12 protein-coding genes are annotated in these 15316 nt (G+C 37.3%); 7 read left to right on the top strand and 5 right to left on the bottom strand.

The features are described from left to right. Positions 1-35: 35 nt before the first annotated feature. From T432_RS0100195 to T432_RS0100215, 5 genes are read right to left on the bottom strand one after another with little or no spacing between them, the layout of a single operon-like run. Entirely contained in the window at positions 36-656 is a 621-nt protein-coding gene (locus tag T432_RS0100195; RefSeq protein ID WP_028883677.1) for an SCO family protein, read from the bottom strand. Continuing rightward, on the bottom strand, positions 653-2719 hold the full coding sequence (locus T432_RS0100200; protein WP_028883678.1) for a M3 family metallopeptidase: 2067 nt from the start codon (positions 2717-2719) through the stop codon (positions 653-655). Before T432_RS0100200 ends, T432_RS0100195 begins: the two co-directional genes overlap by 4 nt. Further along, positions 2719-3594 (bottom strand): bifunctional methylenetetrahydrofolate dehydrogenase/methenyltetrahydrofolate cyclohydrolase FolD, encoded by an 876-nt coding sequence (gene folD / locus T432_RS0100205; protein WP_028883679.1) that lies wholly within the window; start codon positions 3592-3594, stop codon positions 2719-2721. Before folD ends, T432_RS0100200 begins: the two co-directional genes overlap by 1 nt. Before the next feature lie 9 nt (positions 3595-3603). Next, positions 3604-4224: a response regulator transcription factor gene (locus T432_RS0100210; RefSeq protein WP_028883680.1), complete on the bottom strand. Its 621-nt coding sequence runs from the start codon at positions 4222-4224 to the stop codon at positions 3604-3606. Between the two features lie 3 nt (positions 4225-4227). Further along, entirely contained in the window at positions 4228-5892 is a 1665-nt protein-coding gene (locus T432_RS0100215) for a PAS domain-containing sensor histidine kinase (RefSeq protein WP_028883681.1), read from the bottom strand. A 196-nt stretch (positions 5893-6088) separates the two neighbouring features. Here T432_RS0100215 and aceE point away from each other — a divergent pair, with 196 nt between their 5' ends. From aceE to T432_RS0100250, 7 genes are read left to right on the top strand one after another with little or no spacing between them, the layout of a single operon-like run. After that, complete coding sequence (gene aceE, locus T432_RS0100220) at positions 6089-8773, top strand: pyruvate dehydrogenase (acetyl-transferring), homodimeric type (protein ID WP_028883682.1); 2685 nt, start codon at positions 6089-6091, stop codon at positions 8771-8773. A gap of 11 nt (positions 8774-8784) precedes the next feature. Beyond that, the gene (gene aceF, locus T432_RS0100225) at positions 8785-10197 is read left to right on the top strand and encodes a dihydrolipoyllysine-residue acetyltransferase (protein ID WP_028883683.1); all 1413 of its coding nucleotides are present in this window, start codon (positions 8785-8787) and stop codon (positions 10195-10197) included. A 9-nt stretch (positions 10198-10206) separates the two neighbouring features. After that, positions 10207-12027 (top strand): dihydrolipoyl dehydrogenase, encoded by a 1821-nt coding sequence (lpdA, locus tag T432_RS0100230; RefSeq protein WP_028883684.1) that lies wholly within the window; start codon positions 10207-10209, stop codon positions 12025-12027. A gap of 49 nt (positions 12028-12076) precedes the next feature. After that, positions 12077-12640 carry a cytochrome b gene (locus T432_RS0100235; protein ID WP_014111565.1) on the top strand — a complete coding sequence of 188 codons (564 nt, stop codon included), beginning with the start codon at positions 12077-12079 and terminating at the stop codon, positions 12638-12640. 38 nt (positions 12641-12678) lie between these two features. Next, complete coding sequence (gene folC / locus T432_RS0100240) at positions 12679-13959, top strand: bifunctional tetrahydrofolate synthase/dihydrofolate synthase (protein ID WP_028883685.1); 1281 nt, start codon at positions 12679-12681, stop codon at positions 13957-13959. A gap of 6 nt (positions 13960-13965) precedes the next feature. Then, the gene (locus T432_RS0100245) at positions 13966-14799 is read left to right on the top strand and encodes an SPOR domain-containing protein (protein ID WP_028883686.1); all 834 of its coding nucleotides are present in this window, start codon (positions 13966-13968) and stop codon (positions 14797-14799) included. Further along, positions 14799-15308, top strand: a complete 510-nt coding sequence (locus T432_RS0100250) for a CvpA family protein (RefSeq protein WP_028883687.1) — start codon at positions 14799-14801, stop codon at positions 15306-15308. The genes T432_RS0100245 and T432_RS0100250 overlap by 1 nt, the downstream gene beginning before the upstream one ends. Positions 15309-15316 lie beyond the last annotated feature (8 nt).

Here is a 15316-nt window from a genome sequence, read left to right on the forward strand (position 1 = left end):
CAAAAAAAACCATCGTTAATTCGATGGCCTTTATTTTATTTTCCTTCTATAAGCTTAATCACAGAGCTGCGAAGCTTATCCGTCTCAATCGCATTTGTCGCTAAAAATCTTGCATTCAAATCTTGATCGAAAATATATATACCCCGCGCATGCATAACTTCATAATACGCATTTGGATCATCGTTTTTCGGCTTTTCGATTTGATATGCCACACGATATCGTTTCGCTAATTTCGCTATAGTTTTCTCGTCCGAAGTCAAACCCAATATCCTATCGCTAAATGCACTGACATAGTTTTTCAAAAGCTCAGGCGTATCCCTATACGGATCCACAGAAATAAAAATAACACGCACTTTCGCAGCTTGCTCAGGTGACAATGAATTTTGAAGAATATTTAGCTCAGCTAATGTTGTTGGACATATATCGGGGCAGGATGCGTATCCAAATGTGATTAAGGTCACATAGCCCTTAAAATCCTCTTCTGTGTACGATTTATCCGTTGAATTTAATTCAAATTTAAGATCGGGAAGATTCCCTTTGATAGGATATACCGTCGTATCAGTTTGAGCTAATTGTGCGGTGTTTACGCCCGCTAATACAGGTGGCAATGCCAACGAACCCCACCCAATCACTAATGCTGAAATCAATCTTTTCATATCAATCCTTGGTGTCGAAGCATTGCATCTGGCTGAGGATCGCGACCTCTGAAATCTCTGAAAAATTCCTCAGCAGGCTTAGAACCGCCCACCTCAAGAATCCGCTCTCTATAACGCAAACCAATTTCAGGATTTAGTGTTGAACCATCTGCAAGCCTATTTTCCTCAAATAAACTATAAGCATCAGATGAAAGAACCTCTGCCCATTTGTAGCTGTAGTAGCCTGCCGCATAACCGCCTGCAAAAATATGAGAAAAATTATGCGGGAAGCGAGCCCAGTCTGGTGGAATCACAACAGCCACTTTTTCGCGAACCTCTTTTAAAATTCGCATAACATCGGCAATTTTAAGATCCTTCATACCAATGTGAAGAGTCATATCAAATAGGGCAAATTCAAGTTGACGCACATTAAACATGCCACTTTGAAAATTCTTAGCCTTATATATTTTTTCAAATAATTCTGGTGGCAGTTTCTCTTTGGTGGCAATGTGCGAGCTCAAGAGATTCATTACATCTTCCTCCCACACAAAATTTTCCATCATTTGTGATGGAAGCTCTATGGCATCCCACTCAACTGCACTGAATGCCGATGCATCAACTTCATCAACCTTGGTTAATAAAGCATGCAATGCGTGCCCAGACTCATGAAACAGTGTTATTACATCATCATGTGTAAGTTGCGAAGGCTTTCCATCAACGGGTGGAATAAAGTTGCATGTTAAATAAACAATCGGAGTACTAAAAACATTTTCGGTTTTCATGCGATTGCGTTCTATATTTACCCAAGCACCGCTTTGTTTTCCATTTCTCGCATATAGGTCAACATAAAGATGTCCTAATAGTTCTCCGCTTTTGGTATCTGTGACTTCAAATGAAACTATATCTTTATTCCATTTAGGCAATTGAATATCTTTTAAGGTAACACCAAAAAGTTCAGAAATAATTTTTTTCCAGCCAGAGAATACTGAATCTACAGGAAGATAGGGCTTAAGCTCTGCATCCGAATAAGAATATTTAGATTTACGAAGTTTTTCTGAATAATAAGCAATATCCCATGGGTTAAGGGATTCCTTGTTAAATTCAGCTTTGGCAAAGCTTTTGAGCTCATCTAAATCTCTTTGTGCAAAAGGTTTTGAGCGTTTAGCCAAATCATCTAAAAAATTCATTACTTCATGAGAATCATTAGCCATGCGAGTTTCAAGTTGAAGGTCCGCATAATCTTTAAATCCTAAAACTTTTGCTAATTCATTTTTAAGATGCAAGATTTGTTCAATATTGGATGAATTATCGAATTCAGGTTTGCCGTTTTCCGAAGCTATAGTGCTAAAGCCACGATAAAGTTTTTCTCTTATATCTTCAGATTCTGCATATTGCATTACTGGCACATATACAGGAATTTGCACAACTAATTTCCATTCATTAGGCCTTCCTTCAGCAACTGCTAATTCCTTACATAAAGCAATAACATCCTCAGGCAGCCCCTTAAGCTCATTTATATCTGAAACATAGTAGGACCATTTATCAACTGAGTCCAAACAATTTTCAGAATATTTTTGCGATAACTGAGCAAGCTTGTCCGAAATTTCAATAAACTTTTGCTTTTGCTCTCCCTCAAGTTCAACTCCACTTAATTTAAATGCTTGCAGAGCAAGATAAAGAATTCTTTTTTGCTCTTTTGAGTATGAAGCATATTCTGGGTTCAAATCTTGATCAGCTAATGCTTTATAGTGCTTATATAGGTCTTTATTTAGGCCCATTAAAGTTGAATGTTCCACTATAAGTGGCAATGTTTTTGTAAAAGCTTCTCTCAATTCTGGCGTATTTACAACCGAATTCAGGTGTCCCACTACTTGCCAAGCTCTTCCTAATTGAGCTGAGTTTTCGTTTAGGCGATGAATAAATGTCTCCCATGTTAATGGTGTTGGAGCAGCTACCAATTCATCAACAAATTTTTTATTCTCATCTATTAAAAATTTAATTGCTGGCTCAATATGTTCAGCTTTTACTGCACTGTAATCAATAAACTCATTGATACCGACTAATAAAGGATTGTTTGTAAGCATTAAATAATTCCTTCTCTTTGAGGAGTAATTCCAGCTTTGCGTTCAGCGGCTTCTACTGTATTTACTAGAAGCATCACGATAGTCATGGGTCCGACCCCGCCTGGTACTGGAGTTATGAAAGAGGCTTTTTTAGAAGCAGATTCAAAATCAACGTCACCGCATAATTTTCCATCTTCTTTTCTATGGATTCCAACATCTATAACAACAGCTCCATCTTTTATCATTTCGCCGTTAATAAGATGCGGTTTGCCAGCGGCCGCCACGAGAATGTCGGCTCTTTTGGTTTGAGCGGCTAAATCACGTGTTTTTGAGTTGCAAATGGTAACTGTCGCACCAGCCAATTGAAGAAGTAGGGCCATAGGTTTGCCAACAATATTACTTGCCCCCACAACAACAGCCTCCGCTCCACGAATATTGATATCCTTAGATTTGAGCATCCGCATAACACCGTAAGGAGTGCAAGGTATAAATTTAGGATTTCCCGTCAATAATGCCCCCGCATTTTCTATATGAAATCCATCAACGTCCTTAGATGGGTCAATAGAAGATATAGCAATTTGGCTATTTAAATGAGGTGGCAATGGCAACTGTATCAATATCCCGTGTACAGTATCATCTTTGTTTAATTTCTCAATTTGCTTAATAAGCTCTTCTTGACTTGTTTCTGTGGGAAGTCGCTCAACTTCGCTTACAAGTCCTAGATTTATAAATGTTTGGTGCTTATTTTTTACATAGACTGCAGATGCTGGATCATCTCCCACTAAAATCACGGTTAACGATGGAGTAATTCCTTTTGATTTGAGAGTGTTAATTCGATCTGAAAGTCCTTCTTTTATTTGAGCTGACAAGGCTTTGCCATCAATAATTTCTGACATGTATATCTCTTAGTTATGAATGTTAGAGGATTTAAGTGCAACCTTAATAAGGTCCGCAACATTAGATACTTCAAGCTTCTCCATAATGTTAGCTCTGTGAGCTTCTACAGTCTTAATACTGATACTTAAATCATCGGCAATTTGCTTATTAAGACGGCCAGCAACAATTCTTTCTAGAACTTGTTGTTCTCTACTAGTAAGTTTGCCTAAAAGTGCATCATTTGCTTTTTGATTTTTAGTTTTTTCAGCTCGATCTTGAGCAACATTAATGAGGCGAGAAATAACTTCTTGAATATGAGTTAAATTAAATGGTTTTTCGATGAAATCAACAGCACCTCTTTGCATAGTAGACACAGCCATTGGTACTGTTCCGTGTCCAGTAATAAATACTATAGGAATATCAATTTTTCTACTGTTCATTTCTTCTTGAAGTTGTAAACCTGACATACCAGGCATACGAACATCGGTAATTAAAATACTTACAGAATCAGGTTTGTAAGATTCTAAAAATTGTTCTCCACTTGGAAAGGTCTCGACAATGTATCCATTAGTTTCAAGTAAAAACCTAAGAGAATCGCGTACCGCATTGTCGTCGTCCACAATATAGATAGTAGTTTGCGAGCTTGACATGAATTACTCCTCTGACTGTAAAAATGAATTTGCGTAGGGTAGGGAAAATTGGAAAATCGTCCCACCTTTAGGATTTGGGATGGCAATGAGCTTGCTATGATGAGCCTCTACAATTGTTCTACAAATATTTAGCCCCATACCTAAACCTTTTTCTTTAGTACTGAAAAATGGTTCAAAAACTCTATTAGGATTTTTCAATCCGCTTCCGTGGTCCACAACCTGAATTTGTAAATCTTTTTCTAATTTTCTAACGATAACTCTTATGAGTTTTTCCTTGCTATTTTGCATGGCTTCGATACCGTTTTTGATTAAATTTAAAATTACCTGCTGTATAAGAATAGGGTCAGCAAGAATTTTTGGAATGTCCTTATCCATAACAATATCAAGAGTTGCACCATTTTTTTTAGCTTCAATTTCTGCCAAATCGCATACAGAATCTATTATATTTGCTATATCTGATGTCTGATGTCTAGCTTCATGTCTTTTTACAAATGCTCGGATATGACTAATAATCCTACCCGCTCTCTCAGCTTGTTTGGCAGATTTTTCTAATGCCTCAATTACTTTTGGATGGGTATGTTCATCTTCTCTCAGAATAGTTAAGATGGCCGAATTGTAGTTAACAATTGCTGTTAAAGGTTGGTTTAATTCGTGCGCTAGCATGGAGGCCATCTCACCCATAGTTGTTAATCTACTGGTGAGTTCGATTTTTTCTTGTTGCATTCTATACGCTTCTTCGTTTTTAAGTTTTTCAGTAACGTCTCGTGCAACTTGAAGTGTCACTTTTCTTCCATCAGTCCAGGTTAAGGATCTAGAATTAACCTCAAACCACGAATTTAGCGAAGGGGATTTATATAGATTAGTTTGTTCAAAATTTATATTTTGAGTATCAGATAATTCCTGATGTCCTTGAGGACTATTGCCAAAGAAAGCTCGATATTTTTGATTTGCAAATAAGAGTTCAAGTCCTTTATTTCCTTTAAAGCAAACTGATATAGCATCATCCATACTTTCTAGTACTGTCATAAAGCGTTCATGAGCTGCAGACAAAGCTAGGCGCGATCGCTTAGACTCAGTAATATCAGTCATTGAGGTCATCCATCCCATTTGCTCACCGTTTGGACTTCTCAAAGGGGAGACGTATAAGCAAGTTGTAAATTGTGAGCCATCACGTCTTTGTACGTCTATTTCAATGCCAGAAGTTGGTGTTCTACCACTTAAAACTATATCCATTGAGCGAATGTGTTCTTTATGATTTCCTGGAATCCAATATGCATAAGGTGGGGATGTGCCAACTAATGAACTTTCATCCCATCCGATAAGTCTACAAAAGGCTGGATTAACGTAAAGTATTTGTCCTTTAAGATCAATTACTCGCATACCAGTGGACATGGAGTTTTCCATAGCCCTTCGGAATAAAATTTCATTTTCTAGTTTTAGTTCTGTTCTATATCTTTTGCGTGCATCCTTCCACATTAAAGTGAAGATAAAAAGAATAAACACAGCTAGAAGCAGAATAATAAAGAAAAGTAAATCTTGATGATTTTTTAAGCCATTTTCGTGTGAGTAAGAATTTATATAATTCCTAAGGTCTTGGTAACCAAGAACAGAGAGAAATATAAGTATTAAGAGTACAACTATTGCAAACAAAACTACCCAAGGAAGCATTCTTGAGCGCTTTTTAGGGGTGAAATTTTGACTTAAAAATTGAGTATTATCGTACATACTTACTAAATTTAAGAGACAAGAGATTTTACCTATTTCTTTATCTGATTGGTAACTTTTATTAAAAAGTTTAATAGTAAAATCCGTTAAAATTACAGAATTTCATTAATCTCATGAATATATAGGAGATGTGTTTTATATGACTATTAAGCAAAACGACATTGATAAGACCGAAACTAAGGAATGGCTCGAAGCCCTTGAATCTGTCTTAGATCGCGACGGGCCTGAAAGAGCACATTTCCTTATTGAACAACTTACAGAACTAGCTCGAAGATCTGGTTCAAATATTCCTTTTAATCCTCAGACTGCTTACGTAAATACAATACCACCAGGATTACAGCCTAAATATCCAGGTAATTTAGAACTTGAAGCCAGAATTAGAGCTTACGTTCGCTGGAACTCAATGGCTATGGTTATACGAGCTAATAGACTGGACCCAGGCGATGGCGGGACATTAGGAGGCCATCTTGCTTCTTTTGCATCTTTGGCTACTATGATTAGTTGTGGTCAACATCACTTTTGGCATGCTGAGACTGAAGACCACGGTGGAGACTTAGTGTATTTCCAAGGTCATTCATCTCCTGGAATTTATTCTCGTGCATTTCTTGAAGGTCGTATTTCTGAAGAGCAACTAGAACATTTCCGCCAAGAAGTAGACGGTAATGGTCTTCCTTCTTATCCTCATCCAAAATTACTTCCTGAATTCTGGCAGTTCCCAACGGTTTCTATGGGTCTTGGCCCAATGATGGCTATATATCAGGCTCGTTTCCTTAAATATCTCCATGCACGTGGAATTGCGGATACATCAAAACGTAAAGTATGGTGTTTCTGCGGTGACGGCGAGATGGATGAACCTGAATCTATGGGTGCTATTGGTCTTGCTTCACGTGAAAAATTAGATAATTTGATTTTTGTTATTAATTGCAATCTACAAAGATTAGATGGTCCGGTTCGCGGTAACGGTAAGATTATTCAAGAACTTGAAGGAGAGTTTAGAGGCTCTGGTTGGAATGTTATTAAATTAATTTGGGGTAGCTATTGGGACCCATTACTAGCTAGAGATAAAGATGGTGCTCTTCTAAAAATTATGGAAGAAACTGTAGATGGCGAGTACCAAGCCTATAAGGCAAACGATGGGGCTTATGTGAGAGAGCATTTCTTTGCAAAAGATCCAAGAACTCTAGAGATGGTAAGCCGCATGAGTGATGAAGAAATTTGGAGACTTAATCGCGGTGGTCATGACCCAAATAAAGTGTATGCTGCTTTTGATGCTGCTATGAAAACAGAGGGTCAACCTACAGTTATTCTAGCTAAAACCATTAAGGGATACGGTCTCGGACACGTTGCCCAAGGAAAAAATCCTGCTCACCAACAAAAGAAACTAGGTGCAGATGATGTTAGAGGTTTTAGAGATAGATTTAATATTCCAATTCCTGATGATCAAGTAGATGATGTTCCATATTTCAAGCCTTCTGAAGATTCACCAGAAATGAAGTATCTTCGAGAGCATCGAGAAAAACTTGGCGGATATTATCCTAAACGTCGTATTACTTCAGATGAAAAATTTAAAGCCCCTGAACTTGATGCATTTAAATCAGTATATGAGGCTACCGCTGAAGGTCGCTCTATCTCTTCAACTCAGGCATTTGTAAGATTCTTAAATCAGCTACTTAGAGATAAAAAATTAGGTGAGCGTGTGGTACCAATCCTATCAGATGAATCTCGAACATTTGGTATGGAAGGCTTATTTAGACAAATTGGTATTTACGCTAATGAAGGCCAAAAATATATCCCAGTAGATAAAGCTCAGGTGATGTATTATCGCGAAGAGAAAGATGGTCAGCTTTTGCAAGAGGGTATTAATGAAGCAGGGGCGTTGTGTTCTTGGATTGCGGCTGCTACATCTTACTCTACAAATAATAGAATAATGATTCCGTTTTTTATCTTCTATTCTATGTTTGGATTCCAAAGGGTTGGGGATTTTATTTATGCTGCTGGGGATATGCAGGCTCGTGGATTCCTACTAGGAGGTACAGCTGGTCGCACAACATTAAATGGTGAAGGTCTGCAGCATGAAGATGGTCATAGTCATCTAATGGCTTCAACAATTCCTAATTGCGTTTCTTATGACCCAACATATGCTCATGAAGTAGCAGTTATTATGCAAAGAGGCTTAAAACGCATGGTTGAAGACCAGGAAAATGTCTTCTATTACCTAACTTTAATGAATGAAAGTTACCCACAACCAGGTTTAAGGGAAGAAGATATTGAAGGCATATTAAAAGGTATGTATTTACTTAAAAAATCTGATCTTAAATCAAAATTAAAAGTTCAATTAATGGGTTCGGGCACCATTCTTAGGGAAGTTGAAGCTGCTAAGGATTTGCTTGAAAAAGATTGGAAAATCTCGGCTGATGTTTGGTCATGCCCAAGCTTTACTGAACTTCGTAGAGATGGATTGGACGTAAATCGCTATAACCTTTTAAACCCAACTAGCAAGCCTAAGAAAGCATATGTAACTCAAATGCTTGAAGGAACACAAGGTCCTATCATTGCATCTACAGACTATATGAAAACTTTTGCTGATCAAATTCGTGAATTTATACCAGCAGATCGTACATATCGCGTTCTTGGCACCGACGGTTTTGGACGTTCAGATTTTAGACATAAGCTTAGAAACTTTTTTGAAGTAGATCGTTACTTTGTAGTGCTTTCTGCATTAAAAGCTTTAGCTGATGAAGGTTCTATTGAGTCTAAAAAAGTCTCTGAAGCCATCAAGAAATACAAAATTGATATCAATAAAGTCAATCCTCAACGAGCTTAATAGGAATAAATATGAGTCAATTAGTTGAAGTAAAAGTTCCAGATATAGGTGATTTCGATGATGTTTCAGTTATCGAAGTTTTAGTTAAAGAGGGTGATTCAATTTCGGAAAACGACAGCATAATAACTGTCGAATCTGATAAAGCTTCTATGGAAATACCAAGTAGTGCATCGGGGGTTATCAAATCGATGCGTGTAAAGCTTGGGGACAAGGTAAGTGAAGGTGTAGTATTGCTTACTCTTGAACCTTCTGATAAAGATGATTCAAGTAAGGATACGAAAGAGGAGCCAAAGGTTGAAGCCGCCTCAGAGCCTAAAGAGCCTAAGGAACAAACTGAACCTAAGTCAAAATCATCAAAAGAAGAAGCAACTGCATTGCCACCTGAAAGTGAACATAAACAAAGTTCTAAAACTTATGTCGCTCAAAGTTCTGATGCGGGGGATAAGGTTGGAAAGACCAAAGAATCACCAACAGCTGCATTTGCACTTTCAGGCAAAGAAATTAGAAATCTTCCACATGCATCACCTTCAGTAAGGCAGTTTGCTAGATCACTTGGGGTAGATTTAAGTCAAGTTAAGGGAACTGGTCGTAAGAGTAGAATTGTTTTAGATGATGTTAGAAACTTCGTAAAATCTGCTCTCTCAGCTCCTGGAGGGATTACTACTGGCTCTTCTACTTTAGGTGGTAGTGGTTTATCTTTGCTTGATTGGCCAAAAGTGGATTTTGCTAAATTTGGTGAAGTCGATACTAAGCCATTATCAAGGATTAAAAAAATCTCAGGTGCAAACCTTCATAGAAACTGGGTAATGATCCCTCATGTTACTAATAATGATGAGGCGGATATTACGGATTTGGAAGCTTTCCGTGTTCAGCTTAATAAGGAATATGAAAAAGCTGGCACTAAATTCACGATGCTTGCATTTATATTTAAAGCAGTTGTACAAGCCCTTAAGAAATTTCCTGAATTTAATGCGTCTATTGACGGAGAAAATTTAGTTTATAAAAAATACTACCATATAGGCTTTGCGGCCGATACTCCTAATGGTTTGGTAGTTCCAGTAATTAAAGATGCAGATAAAAAATCTGTATCGGATATAGCTAAAGAGACTGCTGAACTAGCAAAACTTGCTAGAGATGGAAAATTAAGTCCTACTCAAATGCAGGGGGGATGTTTTACGATTTCATCTTTGGGTGGCATAGGCGGAACTCACTTTACACCAATTATCAATGCTCCAGAAGTTGCTATTTTGGGTGTTAGCCGTTCTTATCAAAAACCTGTCTGGGACGGGAAGGAATTTAAACCAAGATTAACTTTACCGCTTTCGCTTTCTTACGATCACAGAATTATTGATGGTGCAGCGGCAGCTAGATTTAATGCGTTCCTAAGTCAGCTATTATCTGACTTTAGACGAGCTTTGATTTAAGGAAGTAATATGTCTGAAAAAGTAAAAATTCCTGATATTGGTGATTTTAAGGATGTTACTGTAATCGAACTGATTGTAAATGAGGGAGATAGAATTGAGGAAAATCAAAGTCTTCTAACAGTTGAATCTGATAAAGCTTCAATGGAAATTCCTTCTGAACAAGCTGGTATTGTAAAAAAGGTTTTAGTAAAGTTAGGCGATAAAGTAAATCAAGGTGATGTAATTTTAGAGATTGATGCTGATACTACTTCATCTTCTAAAAAAGAAAAGGATTCTAAAGAGGCTTCAGATACCTCAAAATCACAGGATACACCTAAAAAAGCTGAAGAAAAATCTGATGATATAAATAAAGATACAGAAGAATCAAAATCCAAAGAAAGTTCAGATAGTGCTTCAGACTATCCCGAGCCCGAAGGCGATTTTGATTATGAATTGATTGTTTTAGGTGCTGGTCCAGGAGGCTATTCTGCTGCTTTTAGAGCAGCTGACCTAGGTGTTAAAACTGCGATTATTGAGCGCGACCCAACTTTGGGCGGTGTTTGTTTAAATGTGGGATGTATTCCATCAAAAGCATTGCTCCATAGTGTAGCTATTATGGAGGAGGCTAAACACCTTGCATCAAATGGCATTACATTTGGTGAACCTTCAATTGACCTAGATAAACTTAGAACTTTCAAAAATAATGTGGTCAAAAAGCTTACTACAGGATTATCTGGTATGGCTAAGGCACGCAAAGTTGATATTATCAATGGGACTGCCAAATTCAATGACGAACATAGTTTTGAAGTCTCTTTAAATTCTGGCGAAAACAAAATCTATTCCTTCAAATACTGCATTATTGCAGCTGGAAGTGAATCATTTGAACTTCCATTTTTGCCTAAAGATAAAAGAATAGTAGATTCAACTGGGGCGTTGGAACTTCCATTTATTCCAGAACGTATGCTTATCATTGGGGCTGGTATCATTGGTTTAGAAATGGGCACTGTCTACTCATCGCTTGGTTCAAAAGTAGATGTTGTAGAGAGGGGCGATGTTATTATGCGCGGAGCCGATAAAGATGCTATTAAAGTATGGCAAAAATTCAACCAAAATAGGTTTGCAAATATTTTTGTAAATACTCAAACAGTTTCAGCTAAAGCCCAAAAAGATGGAATATATGTTACTTTAGAAGGTGATAAAGCCCCAAAAGAGCCGCAAAAATACGATTTGGTTTTGCAGGCGGTTGGAAGAATACCTAATGGGAAACTAATTAATGTTGAAAAAGCTGGAGTTAAAGTAGATGATCGAGGTTTTATTCCAGTAACAGATCATATGCGTACTAATATAAGTCATATATTTGCTATTGGAGACATAGTTGGACAACCTATGCTTGCACATAAAGCTGTTCATGAGGGTCATGTAGCTGCAGAGGTGATATCTGGTTTAAAAACTGCCTTTGATGCAAGAGTAATACCAAACGTTGCTTATACTAACCCTGAAATTGCTTGGGTTGGACTAACTGAAGAAAAAGCTAAAGAAGAGGGCATTAGTATAGAAGTAGGGTTGTTTCCTTGGGCAGCTTCAGGTAGAGCAATTGCAAACGGTAGGGATGAAGGCTTTACAAAATTAATTTTCGATTCCGAAACGCACAGGATTTTAGGTGCTAGCATAGTCGGAACCAATGCAGGCGACTTAATCTCAGAAGCAATTTTGGCTATTGAAATGGGTGCTGATATGGTTGATATAGGTAAAACCATCCACCCACATCCAACATTAGGTGAATCGGTGGGCATGGCTGCTGAAGTTGCTCACGGTAGTTGCACAGATTTACCTCCAAAACGCAAAAAATAAGCTTTTGCCCTAGCCGCGTTTCTAGGGCTTTTTTTTAAGAAGGATAGTTATGAATAACTTAAACATTTCAGCATTCTCAAGGGCTATGCATTGGATTATTGCAATACTATTTTTATTTGTATTCTGTATTCCGCTATTTTTAAAAGATATGGGTGTTCCATTTCCATATCACAAAATGTTGGGGTCTTTGGTCTTAATTCTCTCTCTTGTGCGAGTGATTAATCGTTTTATAGAAGGATGGCCTAAAGATATATCGACTAGACCATATCAACTACTAATCGTAATCTCAAAAATTGTTCACTGGATCCTTCTTCTATCTACAATTATTTTCCCGCTATCAGGCTTATTAATGGGATATTACGGTGGACGTGGGCTAGAGTTAGTCGGGTTCGAAATTATTGCCCCAGAACCTATGGGTTCAAATGGCAGACCGACACCTATTGATGGTCAATTAGCTGGAACATTCCATACCGTTCACTCAACTATGTTCTGGGTATTTAGTGTTAGTTTTATACTGCATGTGGTTGGGGCATATTATCATCACTTGATTCAAAAAGATGCTACCTTAATTCGTATGCTTCGTGGTTATAAAGGCGTAGAAAACAGAAGATAATTTATACCCTCATCTTTTAGAGGGGCCTTAATCTTAATATGTCAAAAAAAAATCTTAGCGATTGGCTCTCTTATATTGAGGGCCTTCATTCCAAAAGTATTGATTTAGGTTTAGATAGAATAAGAGAAGTTTTCAATAGACTAAAGATCTCGGAAACTCAATCAATAAAAATTGTTGTAGGCGGTACAAACGGAAAGGGTTCAACCTGTACTTATCTTGAATCAATCTATTCTGCTGCAGGCTTCTCCGTAGGTAAATATACTTCACCTCATCTTATTAAATTCAATGAAAGAATTCGTATAAATCAGCAAGAAGTCTCGGATGAATTAATTATCGAAGCTTTAGAACATATAGAGTTAATAAAAGAAGATATTAGTTTAAGTTATTTTGAGTACACAACTTTAGCTGCATTTTATATTTTTAAAAATGCAAATTTGGACTTATGGATACTTGAAGTTGGTTTAGGTGGTAGGCTAGATGCGGTAAATTTAATTGACGCAGATGCTAGTATTATTTCTAGTATTGATATTGACCATACCGAGTATTTGGGAAATACACGAGAGAAAATAGGGTTTGAGAAAGCTGGCATATTTAGAAAAGATAAGCCAGGGATAGTATCGGATCCATTGCCACCTCAGTCTGTTTTAGACCATGCTCAAGAAATTGGGTGTGACTTGTGGTTGATTAATAGAGATTTTAATTATTCTGCAGATAAACTTCAGTGGGCATTTGCATCTCGAGAGGGAAAAAAACATGCATTGCCACATCCAGCTTTAAGAGGTGCAAACCAACTACTTAACGCATCTGCAGCTCTTGCTTGTATTGACGCTCTAAAAGGGGCTCTACCCGTTCCAATTCAGTATATAAAAACTGGTTTAGTAAATGCCTCTTTATCTGGGCGATTTGAAATATTGCCAGGTCAACCTGTAACGGTGATCGATGTAGCCCATAATCCTCATTCTGCATCTGCTTTGGCACATAACCTTAAAAGCATGTCCTATTTTCCTTATACATATGCAGTATTTGGAGTTTTAAAAGATAAGGACCTTGAAGGTATTGTAAAGTGCTTTAAAGGAATCGTTGATTATTGGTATTTATGTGATTTGGATGGGCCTAGGGGGAGTGAGGCTATAGAGGTGGCTGAGAGGATTAGGAAATTATTGCCACCTGATGCGGAAGGACTTCCAAAAATTCTTACGTTTTCATCCCCAATTCAGGCTTATAAAGAAGTAAAATCTAATGCTAAGAAAGAGGATAGAATTGTAGTGTTTGGATCTTTTTTAACAGTCTCTGAAATTAAAGAGTTTATTGATAAGTGAGTACAAATGGGTATATTTAAGTCATCAGGTAATCAAAGAAATCCTATACAGAAATCTAAAATTGCTCAGCAACAATCTAATGATATGAAGTATAGAGCAAGAAGTAAATTAATTGGAGCACTATTCTTAGCTATCATTGCAATCATTGTATTACCTATGATATTTTCTAACGATAAGCCCATAAATACTAATGGAGAAGTTGCTCCATTAGAACCACCTGTAAGAACAGGTCCTAAGGAACCAGTACAAGTGGTTGTACCATCTAACAATACATCGAATGAAGCACAGGGCACAGTAGTAAAACCTGCACCGAGCACAGGTACTACTAGTCCAAGCGGACAATCTATAGCTCAGGGTACTACAACTACTGAACCCCCTAATATTGAAGAGCCTATAGTAGACACAAAGCCAGCTAAGCCAAAAGAACCTAAAGAGCCTAAAGAGCCAGTTGCTACTAAAAAAGATACTAAAAAGGATACCAAGGTTACAAGAACAGATGATGGTTCTAAGGCTAGGGCAATTTTGCAAGGAAAAGAACCGCCTAAGACCGCTTCTAATGATACAAAGAAAAATGATACTAAAACTCAAAAAAATGTTGCTAGTAGCGGAAATTATTCTGTTCAAGTGGCATCCCTAAACAATATGTCTGAGGCTCGTAAACTTAGAGAAAAATTAATTCAATCTGGTGTGAGTAATACATTTATTCAAACGGCATCAGTAAATGGTAAACAGACTTATAGACTTCGTGTCGGCCCTTTTGCGACAAAAGAATCTGCTCAAGCAGCTCTTGCTAGACTTAGAGCATTGGGATATTCAGACGGTTATATAGCTAATAAATAATGACTGAATTCGATTATGTTGTTATTGCAATCGTTGTGTTGTCAGCGATTTTTGGGTATTTTCGTGGTTTTGTAAGAGAGGTTTTCTCATTACTTACATATGTAGCTGCGGCATTTGGGACCTTGAGATTTGGTCCATATTTATTGCCATATGCATACGATATTTTCGAAAATTATTATGCTTCGTATGTAGCCACTTATTGTTTATTGTTTATTCTGCTTCTAATTCTTGTCGGGTTTATAAATCGTTTTATAAGCTCAATGATTAGCTACACAGGATTAGGTGGGGCTGATAGCTTTGTTGGTCTTTTATTTGGTGTTTTAAGAGGTCTAGCCATAGTAATTTTGCTAGTTATTGTGGCTGGTTATACAGATTTACCTAAGGAGACTTGGTGGCAAAATGCCAAATTCTCATCCAAAGCAGAAATGGCTGTATTAAAACTCAAAGATATGCTTCCAGAAAAATATTCGAATTCGCTTCCATATGGAGAAAATAATTTTGTTAATTAGGATTTGAT

This window comes from Taylorella asinigenitalis ATCC 700933 (assembly GCF_000687755.1).
Lineage (GTDB): Bacteria > Pseudomonadota > Gammaproteobacteria > Burkholderiales > Burkholderiaceae_B > Taylorella > Taylorella asinigenitalis.